Origin of the sequence: Candidatus Hamiltonella defensa 5AT (Acyrthosiphon pisum) (assembly GCF_000021705.1) — a bacterium.
Lineage (GTDB): Bacteria > Pseudomonadota > Gammaproteobacteria > Enterobacterales > Enterobacteriaceae > Hamiltonella > Hamiltonella defendens.
Map to the genome: position 1 here is coordinate 1,655,852 of NC_012751.1, position 19,913 is coordinate 1,675,764.

The following is a 19,913-nucleotide window of genomic DNA, read 5'->3' on the forward strand; positions in this document are numbered from 1 at the left end:
GATGAGCATTCGAGTGATTTATCCAGGCACATTTGATCCCATCACTAATGGTCATTTAGATTTGCTCAGCAGAGCCTGTGCCTTATTTGATCATGTGATACTCGCTATAGCAGAGAGCCCGAATAAAAAAACGCTTTTTAGCTTGAACGAACGTGTAGATTTGGCAAAGGGCGCGACGGCCCATCTCAATAATATTGAGGTCACCTCATTTCATGGATTATTGATTCATTTTGCCCAACAAAAAAACATCCCTATTTTACTTAGGGGCATTCGTTCTCTTTCAGATTTTGAACAGGAATGGCAACTCTGCCATATGAATCATCGCATCATGCCTGAGCTGGAGACGTTATTTTTAATGCCTTCAGAAAAATGGGCTTTTATCTCCTCTTCATTAGTCAAAGAAATTGCCCAGTATCGAGGGGATGTCAGTGCTTTTGTGCCTGATTGTGTTAAAGAAGCGTTATTACGTTAGGGGTTAACACTATTAATATGGTTTTTCAAACATATTTGTATGCTGTACTGTATGGGACTTGAGCTCAACCATGTCGAGCGCCGCAACGGAAATTAAAACCTTTTTATTTATGTAAATAATGATGCAAATAAACTTGTATCTCAGATTCAGGAAGTTTATGAAACAAAGTTCAACGATTAAAATTTCATTTTTTTCATTCAGAAGAATGAGGGGAAAAATCCTGTTTTTTATTGATTCATCAATATAGACTTTTTTCAAAAAAAGTATTTTTTAACATAAGGAAACATCAATCATTTTTGGAGAATTTACAGCGAAATTCACATCACTTACACAAACAATTCAATCATTTTTTACCCCAACGACTACCACAGAGCCGCTTCCCAATCGAAGCGCTTACCCAGTTCGTCACATAATAGGACAGGACCTCAGAAAAAACCCTAAGAAAGTTTATAATAAAATAAACAAAAATGGCAAAGAGATTGAAGTAATTAAAGTGATTAAAGTGATTAAAGTGATTAAAGTGATTAAAGTCATTGAATCTAATAAAAAACCCGAAAAACAAAAACAGATCGGTGAAGTAGAAGTATATGAAATAAAAAGAGATAGCGTTAATAAAATTATTGAAGTTGATTCAATAAAAATAGAACCTGATTTCACACTTAAAGAAATAGATAACCTGTTAATAAAAAAAGGTATCCGTTTTGATGGATCTCAATTAGCTGGCCTTGTAGACGAGTCAGACTTATTTGAAGCAAACAGTAAATTGTCTTCTAGAAAGCCAATACAATTGTCAGAAATGATGTCGAATTTTTATCGTGACAATCAAATAGCGCCTGTTTCGAGTCATCTTGCTCAAGATGTCGTTCAAGGAAATCCGATTTATGCTCCTCCAGCCTCTAAATTTTAAAGAAGCGGTTTAAAGATAGGTTCAGCACATCGAATAAGGCATCACAGTGCTGTTTGAATAAATAGAAATATGAAACGGGCAACCTGACGATTCTCCAGATTGCCCGTATTTTTTTGTTTAAAATATCAGTTTTCTGTGAATATAAGTTTCGCACAGAACTGATTTGGGTGAGCTATAAAAGCACGAGGGAGGTACAGACACCCCTTCATTCTACCCCTTCGGCGTTTTGGACCAGTGTATTTCCCTATTCGAGTGATTTGCCGACAGGATGTGTTAATCTGCGAGGCTCAGGCCGCTATGACGATATCATTAAAGACAATATTGAGGGGCCAGTTTTCGTGGGCGACGTGGAGTTGTCCGTACAGTATGAAACACCAGGATAAACAGAGTATGTATAGTAATGAAGACATTCAATCCGCGGTGAATGCAGGAATTATAACCTCTCAGACGGCTTATGCATTACGTAAGCATATTGAGAGTCGACAAAAAGCATCAGCAGTAGATGAAGAGCATTTTCGACTGATCACAGGTTTCAATGATATCTTTGTCGTGATTGCCAGTCTTTTATTATTAGTATCCACAGAAATAATTGTTGGCAAACTTCATGACAGTCTTGGTCTATTAGCATCTGCCGCTATGGCATGGGGGCTGTCGGAATATTTTATCCGCAAGCGGTGTATGGCATTGCCTGCAATAATACTATCATTGGCTTTTGTGATCAGTGTCGGCCTTTCGTCTGTTTATTTGGTTCAAAACCTTTCTATTAGATTGTTTAGTATCAGTTTACTGATGAGTTTGGCTGCATGGTGCCATTGGCGACGTTTTCATGTCCCTATCACAGTGGCTGCTGGTACAGGTGCGGTCGCTTGTGGATTTTTGTATACTTTGTGGTTGGAATTTCCAGAGATACAAAACAATATACCGTTGTTTTCAATGCTGATTTTTTTGATAGGGTTACTTGTTTTTAGCTTGGCTATGTATTGGGATGCTTTGGATATTCAGCGTCAAACTCGTCGCACTGATGTCGCGTTCTGGCTACATTTATTGGCAGCGCCACTGCTGGTACACCCTGTATTCATTATGATTGGAGTGACTTCGGGAGAGTTGGGGTTATTGCAAATGGTTTTGGTATTGATCATTTATATTCTGATAGCATTACTTTCTTTGACGATTGATCGGCGAGCTTTAATGGTTTCTGCACTTGGCTATGTGCTATATGTTTTTACGTCACTATTGAATAAAACAGCTGTTGAATTTACCAAAAGTTTTGCAGTGGTCGCATTTGTGCTGGGCGCAGCATTATTATTGTTATCAGTATTTTGGCATCAGAGTCGTCGGTGGGTATTATGTTTACTGCCATCATCCGTGGCACGCTACATCCCCCCTTGTAAGAGAAAGTGGCCATAATTAAAGTATGCTGGGTCTGTTAAATTCATCCGTAAAGGTAATGGTTCAACTGGTTTCCGATTTTACCTCTGAATATTTAGATAAAATATCCGTAGTCACCAGATCATTGTAAATTAAGAAGTCTGCCGCCAGAATTTAAGTTCTTTTATTGCAGTCCGAAAGCTTTTTCGGTGGCAAGTTCGTTGACTGTGTTTGGGATCTCATCCATAAAAAAATCGGCTCATGGTCACCGGCAGTCTGCTTGAAGGCATCATATTTTTCGATAAACTCTGTTGTTTCCGGGAAACTTGTGCTGAATAACTGCCGGCTTTTTTCAGGTCAACCCGGGACGATGAAGCAATTTGTTCATACCAGTTACGCCATAAATCAAGCCGTACATCTTCTATTTTTTAATGATCCTCCAGTGACCTTCAACCAGGAAGTTTTGAATGAAAAATATCGAAATTCGAGGTGCTCGCACTCACAATCTGAACAATATAACATTGACCATTCCTAGAGATAAATTGATTGTGATTACAGGATTATCTGGCTCTGGCAAATCTTCGTTAGCTTTCGATACTTTATATGCTGAAGGTCAACGACGTTATGTGGAATCTCTTTCGTCTTATGCGCGCCAATTTTTATCATTAATGGAAAAACCTGATGTCGAACACATAGAAGGTCTCTCCCCCGCTATTTCTATCGAACAAAAATCAACTTCACATAATCCTCGTTCGACTGTGGGTACGATCACTGAAATTCATGATTATCTGCGTCTATTATTTGCTCGAGTGGGTGAACCCCGTTGCCCAGAACACAATTTATCGCTCACAGCTCAAACCGTGAGCCAAATGGTAGATCATATCATGGCCCAACCCGCAGGGCGTCGTTTGATGTTATTAGCGCCATTAGTGAATAACCGAAAAGGTGAACAGGCTAAAATTTTAAAAAATTTAGTGACCCAAGGCTATATTCGCGTACGGATCAATGGTGAGATACATGAGCTGTTAAATATACCGACATTAGATCCACACAAAAAACATTCTATTGAAGTGGTGGTTGATCGTTTTAAAGTGCGTCCTGATATGGCTCAACGTTTGGCAGAATCTTTTGAGACCGCATTAGAATTATCCGGAGGCACCGCTGTTATCGCTGATATGGACTCTCCAAAATCAAAAGAGCTTCTGTTTTCTGATAATTTTGCCTGCTCTCTATGTCATTATAGTATCAGTGAACTCGAACCCCGCTTGTTCTCTTTTAATAACCCAGCTGGTGCCTGTCCAAGCTGTGATGGGTTAGGCGTTCAGCAATTTTTTGATCCCCAAAAACTGATTCAGAACGAAGAACTTTCCTTAGCCGGTGGGGCAATTGTAGGTTGGGATCGCCGTCATTCTTATTATTTTCAAATGCTCAATTCTTTGGCAAATTATTATCAATTTGATATTCAAACACCCTTTCGGGTTTTAAAAAGTCATATAAAAAAAGCGATTTTATATGGTTCTGGAAACGAAACTATCAGTTTCAAATATGTGAATGATCGAGGTGATACCACAATAAGATGTTATCCATTTGAGGGTATTCTCAATAATATAGAGCGTCGATATAAAGAAACTGAATCAATTGCCGTCCGTGAACAATTGGGCAAATTTATCAGTCATCGTTGTTGTACCTCCTGCCATGGCACTCGTCTACGTAAAGAAGCGCGTTACGTTTTTATAGAAGAGAAGAGCATTTCAGAGCTTTCTGATCTCAGTATTGCCGAAGCATTGCTGTTTTTTGAAAGCATTCAGTTAATTGGGCAGCGCGCTCAAATTGCAGAAAAAATTTTGCAGGAAATCAGAGACAGACTGAAATTTTTAGTCAGTGTGGGACTAAATTATCTTTCACTTTCACGTTCTGCTGAAACCTTATCCGGTGGTGAAGCCCAGCGTATTCGTTTGGCAAGCCAAATCGGGGCGGGTTTAATGGGGGTCATGTATGTATTAGATGAGCCTTCTATCGGTTTGCATCAAAGAGATAATCAAAGATTAATCAATACCTTGATTTATTTACGTGATTTAGGAAATACAGTGATTGTGGTGGAGCACGATGAAGACGCTATTCGTACCGCCGATCATGTGATTGACATCGGTCCTGGTGCCGGCGTTCATGGAGGAAAAGTGGTAGCTGAAGGAACAGTGGAAGATATTATGGCGGCGGCTGAATCTGTAACGGGGCAATTTCTCAGTGGGCGACGAAAAATTATCATTCCATCTCAGCGTGTTGCAGCAGATCACAAGAAAGTACTTAAGTTAACCGGTGCCGAAGGCAATAATCTCAAAAACATCACTTTAATATTGCCTGTGGGTTTATTGATTTGTGTGACGGGAGTGTCGGGTTCGGGTAAATCAACCCTGATCAATGACACCCTTTATCCTATTGCTCAGCGTGAACTCAATGGTGCCACTGAGACTCAGCCTGCTCGTTATCGTAAAATTGAAGGATTAGAACATTTTGATAAAGTGATCGATATTGATCAAAGCCCAATTGGCCGCACACCTCGATCGAATCCAGCCACTTATACGGGTGTTTTCACGCCTGTTCGTGAGTTATTTGCGGCGGTTCCTGAATCACGGAGCAGGGGTTATAAGGCGGGACGTTTTAGTTTTAATGTGAAAGGGGGTCGTTGTGAAGCCTGTCAAGGAGATGGACTGATTAAGGTAGAGATGCATTTTTTGCCTGATGTTTATGTGCAGTGTGATCACTGTAAAGGGAGACGTTATAACCGTGAAACTTTGGAGATCAAATATAAAGGAAAAAATATACATCAAGTACTGGATATGACGGTTGAAGAATCTTTAAATTTTTTTCAAGCTGTGCCTGTGTTAACAAGCAAATTACAGACGTTAACAGAAGTGGGTTTATCTTATATTCGTCTGGGCCAATCAGCGACGACGCTTTCTGGAGGAGAAGCGCAACGGATAAAATTATCGCGTGAACTTTCAAAACGTGCGACAGGAAAGACGCTATATATATTGGATGAGCCAACAACGGGATTACATTTTGCGGACATAGAGCAATTATTATCGGTATTACACAGACTCCGGGATCAGGGGAATACGATTGTGGTGATTGAGCATAATCTGGATGTGATTAAAACAGCAGATTGGATTGTAGATTTAGGGCCTGAAGGCGGTAATGGGGGTGGGCACATTTTGGTTTCAGGCACGCCAGAAGAAATCGTAGAATGTACAGATTCTCATACTGCTCGTTTTTTAAAGCCTTTATTACATAAAAAATAATAAATCATACTTTCATTTTTACCTACATAATATGGACAAATATTGATTTCACCTTTTTTATAGAGATATTTAAGGCAAATGGGGTTGGCTTAAATACTCTTCGCTCTGCATTTCCTTCAGTCTTGATACACAACGCCGATATTCAAATGTAAGATGTTCCCCCTGATAAAGTTCAGATATAGGCACTTGAGCAGAAATGATTAATTTCACCTTTCTTTCATAAAATTCATCAATTAAAGCTAAAAAACGTCGTGCAGTATTGTCATCGGTTTTTGCTGCCGGCCCTATCCCCATGACGACTACATTATGGAGTAGAGCTGTGTGATATAAGCGGGATAATAAAACGTAATCAGAGGAACTGCGAGGCTCTATGCATAAAACAAAAAAATCAATCGCTAATAGACCTTCTGTGACACGAATCGCTTTCAAAAAACGGTGATTGATATTAAGTAAACACACCTGATCTTTTTGTTTTTTTGCCAATTTTATAAATAAATTGGCCATGGCCTCTTCTGTTTTTTGATTTAATGGCGTGAAATATAAATAAGCGTTTTTAAGCGCTCGTTGTCGATAATCGATGTCTGAATCAAGATGAATGACATGACAATGTTTTTTTATCAAATCAATTGTGTGCATAAAGCGTGCGCGCTGTAGTCCATGATAATAAAGCTGATCGGGAGGAATATTTGAAGTAGCAATCAGGGTGATCCCACGAGAAAACAAGGCTTTTAATACTGTTGCCAATAACATGGCGTCAGTAATATCAGAAACAGAAAATTCATCGAAACAGAGAAGATCAGTTTGTGCTTTAAATCGGTCTGCTACTATTTCTAAAGGGTTTTGATGTCCAGCCAATTGCGTGAGCGCATCATGAATGATTAACATAAAACGGTGAAAATGGAGTCTCAATTTACGTTCAGTTTCTAAATGATGAAAAAACAGATCCATTAACCAGGTTTTACCTCGACCAACTCCTCCCCAAAGATACAAACCTTGTACCGGTGTCATCACCGTATTTTTTTCTTTACGAGAGAAACAGTTTAATAGTTTCCGGAATCGAGTATATTGAGTGGGTAATACAACAGGTCGATTGATCAGTTGACAAGCAATGCTCTCTAGCTGAGAAACCGCTTTCAATTGTTTTTCATCAACCTGAAAGTGTTGATCGGCTATCTCTTTTTGATAGTGGAATGTAAGATCATTTTTTTGCATGAAAATTCCATTCAAAGCCATCAGCAGTTATAGTCAATATCATTAATCAACATATTTGATTAAACAGTAAGAACAAAGAGGCCATCATGACTTGGGAATACGGATTAATCAGTTTCATTCTGGGTGTCGCTGTCGGTGCCTTGGGAATGCGTTTTTTAAACCCAAAACTGCGTGAACAAAAAATACTACAAACGCAATTAGAAAGAAATAAAGCTGATTTAGAACAATATCGTCAAGAATTAATAGATTATTTTGCACACAGTTCTGAATTACTCGATAATATGGCACAAGACTATCGTAAGTTGTATCAGCATATCGCAAAAAATTCGAACCAATTATTGCCTGATTTGCCATTAAAAAATAATTTATCACATCCGCCTTTAACAGAAGTTGATTCCATCAATAGTGCAGAGAAAATAAAAATCCCCCCGAGAGATTATTCTGATGGATCATCCGATTTTACAGAAAATTCTAAATAATAAATTATTTATTGTCCGATTTGTTCTTCAATTTTCTTGATATCTAACCAATGTTTAAAACAATATGCTTAAAAAATTACTCTCTTCTGCTATTTTAGGGGTGGTTATTGGTGGGATTATTTTAATATTCACCTCCAAGTCTCCTTTCTCTTTTATTAAAAAAATCCCCTTTTTTAATTTTACTGACAATAAAACCCCTATTAGTTATGCACAAAGTGTTCAGACCGCCGCACCGGCAGTAGTGAATGTATATAACAGTAATATCAATCGGGCTCCTGAGCTGGGCTCTGGTGTTATTATGAGTCCCAAGGGTTATATTATTACCAATAAACATGTGATTAATCATGCAGATAAAATTATTGTGGCTTTACAGAACGGACAAATTTACGAAGCTTCGCTGGTAGGTTCAGATAGCTTAACAGATTTGGCGGTATTAAAAATTGATGCAGACAACCTTCACGTTATTCCAATGAATCAAAATCGTATCACTCATGTTGGAGATGTCGTCCTGGCGATAGGCAATCCTTATAATTTAGGCCAAACAATAACCCAGGGTATTATCAGCGCTACAGGTCGTGTGGGTTTGAGTGGCTCAGGGCGTCAAAATTTTTTACAAACCGATGCCTCAATTAATCAGGGTAATTCCGGGGGAGCCTTAGTGAATACCTTAGGTGAGCTGGTGGGTATCAATACGTTATCTGTTGATACCGCCAACAGCTATGGCCAAGTACCAGAAGGAATAGGATTTGCCATTCCAGCCGCTTTAGCCATCAAAGTGATGCATAAGTTGATCCTGAATGGGCGTGTTATTCGTGGTTATATTGGTATCGCAGGGAGCGATTATCCTCTATTTCATGATGATGATAACCAAAATCATTTCCGTGGGATTAAAGTCAATCATGTTTCACCCAACGGGCCTGCTGCTCTATCCGGAGTACAGAAAGGCGATATTATTTTAAGTGTGAATAATAAACGCAGCCATTCTACTATTGAGACCATGGACCAAGTAGCAGAAATCCCGCCTGGTAGCCAGATCCCTATCGTTGTTCTACGTAATGGTCAAAATATCACGTTAAACCTCACTATTATTGAAAACCCCTATAATTAGGCCTATTTAATCTATCTGCTTGATCAAATTTACCCAAAAACCGTTTGGCCGCCCGACTTTGAAAAAGGGCTATTGATAGATTGGTAACACGCCAGCTAATGACAAAATCTGTGACACAGCATTGATCAAACCAAAAAAAATAATAAAATAAATCATTATTTTACCCCCCGGCGCCTGGTAAACCGATTTCTTAAAACGCAGACGGCTGGCTCTGACCATTAATGCCGGAATGATCACTGCCCATAAAGTAGCGGCCAAACCAGCAAAACCAATGGCATATAAAAATCCGTCAGGAAAAAAGAAAGCAGCAACGGTAGGAGGTAAAAATGTCACTAAAGCAGATTTCGTGCGGCCCCAGCTGTCATCAGAAAATGAGAAAAAATCAGAGATATAATCAAATAAACCTAAAGAAACGCCTAAAAATGAGCTCACCAACGCCATATAAGAAAAAGCATTTAATAATTGACGAGTGATATCGGTATCAGAAAAGCTATCTATTTGTTTGAGCAAACTACTGATATTCCCACCTTCTGTGATCACCTGTTTAAAAGATTCTCTCGGAATATTTCCCTGTATGACGTATTGCCAAATTAAATAAATGATTAATGCCATCAAGGTGCCAAAAAAGAGACTTTTTACGACACAATCGCTGTTTTTATGATAATACTTAACCAGGCTAGGCACATTGCCATGGTAACCGAAAGAACTTAATAAATAGGGTAAACTGATCAGTGCATAAGGCAGGTATTGCGTGGGCTCAATATTCTGAGGAAAGAGTATAGCCGTCTCTACACGAAAAAATAGCTGGCCAACAGAGAGAATAAAGGTAATCACCATAGCCCCTATTAAAAAGGTACTTAAGCGATCGACCATTCGAGTCGATAACCACACGATAAAAGCCACGACGACAGAGAAACACATACCTGCAGCAGATTGGCTAACATTAAAGATCCCAGAAAAAGTATTAAAAATAATGGAACTGCCCGCAGAAATATAAGCGTAAATCAGAATATACAGAACAAAAGCAATAGAAAGCCCGTTGATGCAGCTCCATATTCGACCTAATAGATCTTTTGTCATGCGATAAAAACTCGCCCCGACAGAATAATGAAGATTCACCTCTAGAATCATCAAACCAGAAATGAGCATGCATGCCCAGGTATAAATCAGCAAAAAGACAGATCCATTGAACCAGACACCCGCCGTAACAATAGGAATAGAAAACATGCCTGCTCCGATTGTAGTGCCGGCAATAATCATACTGCCCCCTAATAGGGAAGGTATTTTTTTTATTGGATTGATGGACATGCTTTGCTCCAGAAAAATCAGTTTTTGATTATCTCGTTTTTATTTCGTTGTACTATTTAATAGTGTGTCTTTAAATAAACATTGTAAATCAAAAAATAGGTTAGACTTACTTGAAAAACCGTAGTAAAGGCAAGCCAGTTATTCGTCGATTTTGAAATAAAGGTCTCTTGTATTAATTGATACTTTTACTAGTGATGTCATTTTTTACCTTCCAGAGTAGGGAGAGTCTATGTTCCAGTTGTCAATAGAAAACATTCATTTGGATTGCCATGCTTCAAACAAAATTGAAGCAATAAAACAAGTGGCAAAAGCATTAGCACAAGCAGGAGAAGTTGACGAGAGTTATGTCAAAGATATGATCCAACGCGAAGAACAAATTTCAACCTATCTTGGCAATGGAATCGCTATCCCACATGGCACAACTGAAAGCCGTGCTTTAATAAAAAAAACAGGGATACAAGTATTTCAATTCCCCAAAGGAATTGAGTGGGATGTCGATCACATTGCTTATATTGTGATTGGGATTGCTGCTCATTCTGATGAGCATCTGTCTTTACTAAGACAACTAACTTACGTACTAAATGACAATGCAGTCGCTAAAAAATTAGCTCAAACCAAGTCAGCAACAGAATTAAGATCGCTATTAATAGGAGAAACAAAAAATCCTGATCTTTTCTTTGATATTTCGCTGATTGCTTTAGATGTGCCCACAGAAAATATGACCACACTAAAAGCATTAAATGCGGGTCGTTTAAAAGAAATCTCCTCAGTGGATGAACACTTTGTCAGTGAAGTGATTCTTCAATCGCCCGTCCATCTTGGAGAAGGTATTTGGTTAAGTGATACCCCAAAAGGTAACCTTCTCAGTGCTATCGCGATAAGCCGTCCATTAACTCCTTTTAAACATGATGATCAGGAGGTGAGCTTGCTGCTGACTGTATCTGCAGCCGACGACAAACCCAAAAGGATTTTAGCTTACCTGGGCCAATTATTGTTAACAAAAAAAGCCGGCTTATTGTTAAAAGCGGATGCCAGCACTTTGCTATCTTTATTGACAAGCGATTATATAGACTCTACTCAAACGGTCAGTGCAGAGTTTGTGATCCAAAATAAACATGGGTTACATACACGCCCTGCCACCTTGCTGGTGAATCTGATCAAACAATTTAACAGTGAGATCAACGTTGCTAATCTAAATGGCACAGGTAAAAAAGTGAATGCCTGCAGCTTAATGAAAGTGGTCGGATTAGGGTGTAAGCAAGGTCATCGCTTACAGTTTACTGCTCAGGGTGAAGATGCTTCTACGGCATTAAAGGAAATAGGCAAGGCGATTACGTCTGGTTTAGGGGAGACGTTGGCTTGAAAAAAAATCACATTCTTACTTTTACATTGAACCCTGCTTACGATTTGATGGGCTCCTGCAAAAAAATAGAATATGGCGAAGTGAATCGTATTCAAACCCATGGCTTATATGCCGCAGGAAAAGGCATCAATGTTGCTAAAGTACTCAGAGACCTCGGTATGCCAGTCACTGTCAGTGGTTTTTTGGGGGAAGAAAATAAAGAAGGATTTTCTTCAAAAATATTAGGGATGTCCGCACAGTTTCACACTGTGCCAGGTAGAACACGTATTAACATGAAATTAACTGATGCAGAGAACATCAGCACGGATTTTAATTTTTCTGGTTTTGAAATCAATTCCAAAAATTGGGAGGATTTTTATTCTCATTCAATGAATATCTTAAATAATGTCAATCTCGTCGTGGTGAGTGGCAGTTTACCTATAGGGATTGATATTCATGATTTTAGTCTATGGATAAAGGCAGTTAAAGAAAAGTGCCCTCGTCTGGTATTTGACAGCAGTGGGGAAGCATTAAAAATCGGTTTAAAAGTATTACCCTGGCTTGTAAAACCGAATCTCTCTGAATTAAAAATATGGGCGGGCGTTGATTTATCTCATTTTTCAGATGTCGTGGCAGCAGCCAAAAAATTGCATCAAGAAGGCATCGAACATGTCATCGTGTCTCTGGGGGATCAAGGCGCTATTTGGATTTATAAAGATGGAGGATATTTTGCCTCTGCTCCTGCCTGTAAAGTGGTCAGTACCGTAGGAGCTGGAGATTCGATGGTTGCGGGTTTAATTTATGGGTTGCTTACAGGTAAAACTTATGCACATAGCTTACGTCTGGCCACAGCCATATCCTGTATCACTGTCAGTCAAAGCGGTGTCGGTATTGATGATATTGATAAGCTCGATGCCATGATGGCTCGAGTCAATCTACAACCCTTGAGTTAATTGGAGATATCATGAAAACATTATTAATCATAGACAGCCATTACGGGCCAGCCAGCCAATATCTGGCTGAATGGATGTTAAAAACCAGCGCAGATAAATTACAATTGCATTTTGTAGAAAAGCCAGACGATGCAGAGTTGATTATTGCCGTTGGTGCAGTTAGAGACGAATTTGGTGTATTTGAAAATAAAAAATTATTTACAGGCTCATTAGAATCAGCACTAAATGATCCTGACGTTTTTTTAAAACAGGCTCTATCTGAAGCAAAAATGTATCAAGCCTCTGAAAAAACCCCCGACCTTTCTCACCAAACAAAACGTATTGTTGCAATCACAGCCTGTCCTACTGGTGTTGCTCATACCTTTATGGCTGCAGAAGCGATTGAATCAGAAGCCCACAAACGAAATTTTTGGGTCAAAGTGGAAACAAGAGGTTCGGTCGGTGCCGCTAATACTCTCACGGCCGAAGACATTGAAGCCGCTGATTTGGTTATCGTTGCTGCAGATATCGAAGTCAATCTGGATAAATTTCAAGGAAAGCGGTTGTACCGTACTTCCACATCTTCAGCATTAAAAAAAACCGCTCAAGAGTTCGATCATGCTTTAGCCACATCAGAGATTTATCATTCTCCTTCCCAGCACGCAAAACCATCTCACAGCCGGACAGATCAAGGTCAGGGTATATATGGTCATTTGCTGACCGGAGTGTCTTATATGCTTCCCATGGTGGTTGCTGGTGGGTTGTGTATCGCGCTTTCTTTTATATTTGGCATCAAAGCATTTGAAACGCCAGGGACACTTGCCGCCGCCTTAATGCAAATCGGGGGCGCTTCTGCTTTTGCTTTGATGGTGCCCGTGTTAGCCGGTTTTATTGCTTTTTCTATTGCTGATCGTCCCGGTTTAACACCGGGACTGATTGGGGGCATGTTGGCGGTCAGTACAGGCGCTGGATTTTTAGGGGGCATCATTGCCGGTTTTCTTGCAGGTTATGTCTCAAAAATCATCAGCACGAAATTATATCTCCCTTCTAGCATGAACGCGTTAAAACCTATTCTTATCATCCCATTAATAAGCAGCCTTATTGTTGGTCTTATCATGATCTATCTGATCGGCGAACCTGTTGCTCAAATCATGGCAGCGCTGACAAGCTGGTTAGAAGCCATAGAAACGGCTAATGCGGTTCTGCTAGGTGCGATTTTGGGAGGAATGATGTGTTCAGACATGGGAGGACCGGTGAATAAAGCGGCTTATTCTTTTGGGGTTGCTCTCTTAAGTTCCTCGGTTTATGCGCCGATGGCGGCGATTATGTCCGCAGGGATGGTGCCCCCACTGGCGATGGGGTTAGCGACATTTCTGGCTAGGCATAAATTTGAAACCAGCGAACGAGAGGCAGGGAAAGCCGCTTTGGTGTTGGGTTTGTGTTTTGTTTCTGAAGGTGCGATTCCCTTTGCAGCCAGAGATCCGATGAGAGTATTGCCCTGCTGTATCGCCGGAGGCGCTTTAACAGGGGCGCTCTCGATGATGTTTGGCGCAAAATTAATGGCACCCCATGGTGGATTATTTGTTTTAATGATCCCAGGTGCGATTCATCCTGCGATCCTTTATTTAGTGGCTATTTTGGCCGGCACAGTATTGACTGGAATACTTTATGCTATTTTAAAATCGCCGAATGCGCCTCTGGTTCCAGAGTCTTAATTTTAAAAAAATTTTTAAGAGTGATTTTTTAAAGTACTGGGATCGTTTTCATCGATCTTTAACAGAGACATTTTTGATTATGCCTTCTACAGAAAAAGATAAAGAACCTTCAACGTTTTCAGAAAAGCGCTCTAATATTAAAAAATCTCATAAATTAGATGAGGTTTGTTACGATATTCGTGGCCCTGTCTTAAAAGAAGCGAAACGTCTTGAAGAAGAAGGGCATCATGTTTTAAAGCTCCACATCGGCAACCCAGCGCCTTTTGGTTTCAATGCGCCCGAAGAAATTCTGGTCGATGTGATTCGTAATTTGCCGGCGGCTCAAGGTTACTGTGATTCGAAAGGGCTGTATTCCGCTCGTAAAGCCATCATGCAACATTATCAAGCCCGAAACATGCACCATCTCACAGTAGAAGACATCTACATTGGGAATGGCGTTTCAGAGCTGATTGTTCAATCGATGCAGGCGTTATTAAATACTGGGGATGAAATGTTGATCCCTGCACCAGATTATCCCTTGTGGACGGCAGCGGTTTCTCTTTCAAATGGAAAAGCGATTCATTATCTCTGTGATGAAGGCGCTGACTGGTTTCCAGATCTGTGCGATATTCGTCGTAAAATTACGTCTTCTACGAAAGGGATTGTCATTATTAATCCCAATAATCCAACAGGATCAGTATATAGCAAAGCTTTATTATCAGAGATTGTAGAGATCGCCCGTCAGCATAATTTTATCATTTTTGCAGATGAAATTTATGACAAAATTCTTTACGATGGCGCGCAGCATCATTCCATTGCGGCTTTAGCGCCTGATTTGTTTACAGTGACGTTTAACGGATTATCGAAAACCTACAGAGTGGCAGGATTTCGACAAGGTTGGATGGTATTACATGGGCCTAAAAAACACGCAAAGGACTATATTGAAGGTTTGGAGATGTTGGCCTCGATGCGTTTGTGTGCCAATGTGCCGATGCAACATGCGATTCAGACGGCCATAGGGGGCTATCAAAGCATTAACGAATTGATTAAGCCCAAGGGCCGTTTGTACGAACAAAGAGAAATGGCGTGGCATCTGATCAATGAAATTCCTGGATTATCTTGTACTAAACCCGCTGGCGCACTTTATATGTTCCCCAAATTCGATACAAAACGGTTTCATTTGTACGATGACCAAAAAATGGTGTTAGATCTTCTTTTACAAGAGAAAGTCTTATTAGTGCATGGAAGGGCTTTTCATTGGCCTGAGCCCGATCATGTGCGTATCGTTATTTTGCCCGCCGTTAATGAATTGGCTCAGGGTATTAAAAAACTAAAACGATTTTTGTCTTCTTATCGTCAATAAATAAGACTTTTTTCAAAACTGTAGCCCAGCAAAACTGTTTACTAAAACGCGCAATAAATCAATCACAGCCCGGTTGTGGTTTTTTAACGAGGTCTATTATTTTTTCTCACTAAGGAACCGAGAATGCCAGTTATTACCCTGCCTGATGGCAGTACACGTCATTATGAACAATCGCTTTCTGTGCTTGATGTCGCTCTCGACATTCATCCTCGTTTAGCCAAATCCTGCATTGCGGGGCGTTTTAATGATCAATTGATCGATGCCTGTGATTTGCTCAGTGTCGATGGAAAACTTCAAATTATCACCCCTTCAGATGGCGAGGCGGTCGAAATTATTCGCCATTCTTGTGCTCATTTATTAGGTCATGCGGTAAAGCAACTCTGGCCAGAGACAAAAATGGCCATAGGCCCTGTGATAGAAAATGGCTTTTATTACGATTTAGACATTGAAAGCCCTTTGACGCAGGAAGATTTAGAGCTTTTAGAAAAACGAATGCACGAACTGGCGCATAAAAATTACACAGTGATCAAAAAAAAAGTCAGCTGGCAAAAAGCGCGAGATACTTTTTCTAAACGAGGTGAATCTTACAAAATCGCCATTTTAGATGAAAATATTGATAGCAGCGATCAGCCAAACTTGTATTTTCATGAAGAATATATCGACATGTGTCGTGGCCCTCATGTTCCCAATATGAGCTTTTGCCATTACTTCAAATTACAGAAAACCTCTGGTGCCTATTGGCGAGGTGATAGCAAAAACAAAACATTGCAACGTGTTTACGGCACAGCCTGGAGCGATAAAAAACAACTTGATGCTTATTTAAATAGATTAGAAGAAGCCACCAAACGTGATCATCGAAAAATCGGTAAGACACAGGATCTGTATCATTTTCAGGAAGAAGCGCCAGGCATGGTGTTTTGGCATGAAAACGGTTGGATAGTTTTTCGTGAATTGGAAATTTTAATACGTGAAAAACTAAAAGAGTACGAATATCAAGAAGTGAAAGGCCCATTCATGATGGATCGCGTGCTCTGGGAAAAAACAGGGCATTGGGAAAATTACAGCGAAAATATGTTCACTACCTTGTCTGAAAATCGAGAATACTGCATCAAACCTATGAACTGCCCAGGACATCTCGAAATCTTTAAGCAAGGCCTGAAATCCTATCGTGATTTACCGTTGCGGATGGCCGAATTCGGCAGTTGTCATCGGAATGAACCTTCGGGAGCCTTGCACGGCTTAATGCGCGTCAGAGGATTTACGCAAGATGATGCGCATATTTTTTGTACAGAAAAACAAGTACGCAAAGAAGTCAGCAATTGCATCAAAATGACTTATGATATCTACCAGACTTTTGGCTTTAAAAAGATCGCTGTGAAGCTATCGACCCGTCCAGAAAAACGGATTGGCTCAGACGAAATCTGGACGCAAGCAGAAGAAGATTTAGCGTCTGTGTTAAAAGAGCAAGGAATAACCTTTGAATTACAGCCAGGAGAAGGCGCTTTTTATGGCCCAAAAATTGAGTTTACGCTCTATGATTGTTTGGATCGTGCCTGGCAGTGTGGTACGGTTCAGCTCGATTTTTCATTACCTGTTCGTCTCAATGCATTTTATATTGATGAAAACAGTGAACGTCAGGTCCCTGTGATGATTCATCGTGCGATTCTCGGTTCAATAGAACGTTTTATAGGGATCTTGACAGAAGAGTATGCCGGTTTTTTTCCAGTTTGGCTGGCGCCAGTACAGGTGATGCTGATCAATATTACGGAAAAACAGTCTGATTATGTCAAAAAAGTAGCAAAAAACTTGCAACAGTTGGGCGTTCGGGCAAAAGTAGACTTGAGAAACGAGAAGATTGGCTTTAAAATCCGCCAGCATACTTTATATAGAATTCCATATATATTGGTTTGTGGTGATAAAGAGGTTGAATCAAATCAGATTGCCGTTCGTACTCATAGTGGCAAAGATTTGGGATCTTTTTCTGTTAACGTATTCGCAGACAAGCTACTGGAAGAAATCAGTAGCCGTTGTCTTCATTAACCTGGAGGAAAAAAGTATTAAACCCGGAAAAAGAGTTCCATTAGCGCGTCCTAATCGTATTAATAAAGAGATTCGCGTCACAGAAGTCCGTTTAACGGGCATAGAGGGAGAGCAAATTGGCATTGTCAGTATTGCTGTTGCTCTACAAAAAGCGGAAGAAGCCGGCGTCGACTTGGTAGAAATCAGTCCGAACGCAGATCCGCCTGTTTGTCGCGTTATGGATTACGGCAAATTTCTTTATGAAAAAAGCAAATCAATCAAAGATCAGAAAAAAAAGCAACGTGTCATTCAGGTGAAGGAAGTGAAGTTTCGTCCTGGCACCGATGAAGGGGACTATCAGGTTAAATTACGCAGCCTGACTCGCTTTTTAGAAGAGGGAGATAAAGCAAAAATCACTTTACGTTTTCGTGGGCGCGAAATGGCACATCAACAAATTGGGATGGCCATGCTGGAACGTATTCGTAGAGATTTATGTGAATCTGAAAATAGTATTGCTCTTGTCGAATCTTTTCCTGCGAGAATTGAAGGCCGGCAAATCAGCATGGTGCTTGCACCAAAAAAAAAGCAGTAGGGCTAAAATCGAAGTGACAGGTTGTGAGGTCATAGCCTGTTCGCCTTGTCTGTTAACATAACAATTGACTCAAAGTCATCAAAAGTGAGTGATATTAATGCCAAAGATTAAAACAGTGCGCGCAGCGGCGAAGCGCTTTAAAAAAACAGCCAGCGGTGGCTTCAAACGTAAGCACGCGTATCTTCGTCATATTCTGACTAAAAAATCCACCAAACGTAAACGTCAGTTACGTCCTAAAGGGTTGGTATCTCAAAATGATATCGCTTCAGTCGTAGCCTGTTTGCCTTACGCATAACGTATTTTTTATGTTGAATATATAGACTAGGAGAAGCCAATGGCTCGAGTAAAACGCGGAGTGGTTGCACGTGCACGCCACAAAAAAATATTAAAACAGGCAAAAGGCTACTACGGTGCACGCTCTCGTGTATATCGTGTTGCTGTTCAGGCGGTCACCAAAGCAGGGCAATATGCCTACCGTGACCGTCGTCAACGCAAGCGTCAATTTCGTCAACTCTGGATCACACGTATTAATGCAGCCGCTCGTGAGCACGGTCTGTCTTATAGCTGCTTGATCAATGGTTTAAAGAAAGCCTTTATTGACATTGATCGTAAAATGTTAGCGGATATTGCGGTTTTTGATAAACCCAGCTTCGCGGCCTTGGCCAAAAAAGCAAAAGAGGCTTTATTGTAAATTGAGATCAACAAATCGTTTCAAAAAGGGAGCTGGTCTCCCTTTTTCCGTTGAGCCATTTTAAAATGAATGGCATTTTTTAAATAACCTTCTATTTGTGGGCCCTGCTTCCTTCACACTCTCAACATCAAGAGAAAATAATGACAGATCTTTCAGATTTTGTGGCGAATGCTCAAAAAGAAATAAAAAACGCTCAAAATACGGAGGCATTGGATCTAATACGAGTCTCTTATTTCGGCAAAAAAGGACATTTTAGTACTCATATGGCCTCTTTGAGTCAGTTGTCCGTTGAAGATAGGCCTGCCGCAGGTCGTGTCATTAATCAAGCCAAAAAGCAAATACAACAATGGCTTGATACTCGAAAAAAAACACTACAATCTGAGTTGTTAGCGCGGCGTTTGTCTTCTGAAATCATTGACGTCTCATTGCCGGGTCGCCGATTACAACATGGCGGGCTCCATCCCGTGACACTGACCATTCAACGCATTGAATGTTTTTTTAAAAAATGGGGATTTTCCGTCGAATCAGGGCCAGAGATCGAAGACAGCGAACATAATTTTGATGCCCTCAACATTCCTTCTCATCATCCGGCTCGTACAGAGCAGGATACCTTTTGGTTTGATAGCGAGCGGCTATTAAGAACTCAGACTTCTGGTGTCCAAATTCGTACCATGAAAAAAAAAGGCCCTCCCCTTAGAGTCATCGCGCCTGGCCGCGTTTATCGTCATGATTACGATCAAACGCACACCCCCATGTTTCATCAAATGGAAGGATTGATCCTCGATTCAGACATCAGTTTTGCGAATTTAAAAAACACCTTGCAGTGTTTTTTGCAGTATTTTTTTCAAAAAGAGCTTCCGACTCGTTTTCGTCCTTCTTATTTTCCCTTTACTGAGCCTTCCGCAGAGGTTGATGTCATGACCCAAAATGGCGAATGGCTTGAAGTGTTGGGCTGTGGCATGGTGCATCCGAATATACTAACCCACCTGAATATTGATCCTGAACATTATTCAGGTTTTGCATTTGGAATGGGGATAGAACGTTTAGCCATGATAGCTTACGGTGTGACGGATTTAAGGGCTTTTTTTGAAAACGATGTCCGTTTCCTTAAACAGTTTAAATAAGGC

18 protein-coding genes are annotated in these 19,913 nt (G+C 40.3%); 16 read left to right on the plus strand and 2 right to left on the minus strand.

What is annotated here, in order from left to right; genetic code table 11:
- Position 1: 1 nt before the first annotated feature.
- The 5 genes from coaD (at position 2) to uvrA (ending at position 6,046) form a co-directional block, all read left to right on the plus strand.
- Complete coding sequence (gene coaD, locus HDEF_RS08115) at positions 2-472, plus strand: pantetheine-phosphate adenylyltransferase (RefSeq protein WP_015874171.1); 471 nt, start codon at positions 2-4, stop codon at positions 470-472.
- Between the two features lie 493 nt (positions 473-965).
- The gene (locus HDEF_RS08125; RefSeq protein ID WP_015874172.1) at positions 966-1,379 is read left to right on the plus strand and encodes a hypothetical protein; all 414 of its coding nucleotides are present in this window, start codon (positions 966-968) and stop codon (positions 1,377-1,379) included.
- Between the two features lie 167 nt (positions 1,380-1,546).
- Positions 1,547-1,762 (plus strand): hypothetical protein, encoded by a 216-nt coding sequence (locus HDEF_RS12235; protein WP_123875467.1) that lies wholly within the window; start codon positions 1,547-1,549, stop codon positions 1,760-1,762.
- Positions 1,763-1,769: 7 nt separating this feature from the next.
- Positions 1,770-2,786, plus strand: coding sequence for a hypothetical protein (locus HDEF_RS08130; RefSeq protein WP_015874173.1), 1,017 nt, complete (start codon positions 1,770-1,772; stop codon positions 2,784-2,786).
- Between the two features lie 428 nt (positions 2,787-3,214).
- Positions 3,215-6,046: an excinuclease ABC subunit UvrA gene (gene uvrA / locus HDEF_RS08135; RefSeq protein WP_015874174.1), complete on the plus strand. Its 2,832-nt coding sequence runs from the start codon at positions 3,215-3,217 to the stop codon at positions 6,044-6,046.
- Between the two features lie 69 nt (positions 6,047-6,115).
- Here the strand turns inward: uvrA and zapE are convergent, their stop codons facing one another.
- Positions 6,116-7,258, minus strand: coding sequence for a cell division protein ZapE (gene zapE / locus HDEF_RS08140; RefSeq protein WP_015874175.1), 1,143 nt, complete (start codon positions 7,256-7,258; stop codon positions 6,116-6,118).
- Between the two features lie 86 nt (positions 7,259-7,344).
- Here zapE and zapG point away from each other — a divergent pair, with 86 nt between their 5' ends.
- A complete protein-coding gene (gene zapG, locus HDEF_RS08145; RefSeq protein WP_015874176.1) occupies positions 7,345-7,737 on the plus strand; it encodes a Z-ring associated protein ZapG in 393 nt (130 codons plus the stop codon).
- Positions 7,738-7,801: 64 nt separating this feature from the next.
- Positions 7,802-8,845 carry an outer membrane-stress sensor serine endopeptidase DegS gene (degS, locus tag HDEF_RS08150; protein WP_015874177.1) on the plus strand — a complete coding sequence of 348 codons (1,044 nt, stop codon included), beginning with the start codon at positions 7,802-7,804 and terminating at the stop codon, positions 8,843-8,845.
- Positions 8,846-8,914: 69 nt separating this feature from the next.
- On the opposite strand, the gene mtr is transcribed toward degS, so the two are convergent.
- Complete coding sequence (gene mtr, locus HDEF_RS08155; RefSeq protein ID WP_015874178.1) at positions 8,915-10,153, minus strand: tryptophan permease; 1,239 nt, start codon at positions 10,151-10,153, stop codon at positions 8,915-8,917.
- A 229-nt stretch (positions 10,154-10,382) separates the two neighbouring features.
- Between mtr and fruB the strand changes: the two genes are divergently transcribed.
- The 9 genes from fruB to pheS all read left to right on the plus strand — a co-directional run bounded on the left by fruB (position 10,383) and on the right by pheS (position 19,910).
- The gene (gene fruB / locus HDEF_RS08160) at positions 10,383-11,516 is read left to right on the plus strand and encodes a fused PTS fructose transporter subunit IIA/HPr protein (protein ID WP_015874179.1); all 1,134 of its coding nucleotides are present in this window, start codon (positions 10,383-10,385) and stop codon (positions 11,514-11,516) included.
- Positions 11,513-12,448, plus strand: a complete 936-nt coding sequence (fruK, locus tag HDEF_RS08165) for a 1-phosphofructokinase (RefSeq protein WP_015874180.1) — start codon at positions 11,513-11,515, stop codon at positions 12,446-12,448. The genes fruB and fruK overlap by 4 nt, the downstream gene beginning before the upstream one ends.
- An 11-nt stretch (positions 12,449-12,459) precedes the next feature.
- Positions 12,460-14,142: a PTS fructose transporter subunit IIBC gene (gene fruA / locus HDEF_RS08170; protein WP_015874181.1), complete on the plus strand. Its 1,683-nt coding sequence runs from the start codon at positions 12,460-12,462 to the stop codon at positions 14,140-14,142.
- Between the two features lie 79 nt (positions 14,143-14,221).
- Positions 14,222-15,484 carry a pyridoxal phosphate-dependent aminotransferase gene (locus tag HDEF_RS08175; RefSeq protein WP_015874182.1) on the plus strand — a complete coding sequence of 421 codons (1,263 nt, stop codon included), beginning with the start codon at positions 14,222-14,224 and terminating at the stop codon, positions 15,482-15,484.
- 123 nt (positions 15,485-15,607) lie between these two features.
- Positions 15,608-17,524 (plus strand): threonine--tRNA ligase, encoded by a 1,917-nt coding sequence (gene thrS / locus HDEF_RS08180; RefSeq protein ID WP_015874183.1) that lies wholly within the window; start codon positions 15,608-15,610, stop codon positions 17,522-17,524.
- Positions 17,525-17,540: 16 nt separating this feature from the next.
- Positions 17,541-18,095 carry a translation initiation factor IF-3 gene (gene infC / locus HDEF_RS08185; RefSeq protein WP_015874184.1) on the plus strand — a complete coding sequence of 185 codons (555 nt, stop codon included), beginning with the start codon at positions 17,541-17,543 and terminating at the stop codon, positions 18,093-18,095.
- 97 nt (positions 18,096-18,192) lie between these two features.
- Positions 18,193-18,390 carry a 50S ribosomal protein L35 gene (rpmI, locus tag HDEF_RS08190; RefSeq protein ID WP_015874185.1) on the plus strand — a complete coding sequence of 66 codons (198 nt, stop codon included), beginning with the start codon at positions 18,193-18,195 and terminating at the stop codon, positions 18,388-18,390.
- A 39-nt stretch (positions 18,391-18,429) separates the two neighbouring features.
- On the plus strand, positions 18,430-18,786 hold the full coding sequence (gene rplT, locus HDEF_RS08195; protein ID WP_015874186.1) for a 50S ribosomal protein L20: 357 nt from the start codon (positions 18,430-18,432) through the stop codon (positions 18,784-18,786).
- 140 nt (positions 18,787-18,926) lie between these two features.
- Positions 18,927-19,910, plus strand: coding sequence for a phenylalanine--tRNA ligase subunit alpha (gene pheS / locus HDEF_RS08200; protein WP_015874187.1), 984 nt, complete (start codon positions 18,927-18,929; stop codon positions 19,908-19,910).
- The last annotated feature ends 3 nt before the right edge of the window (positions 19,911-19,913 follow it).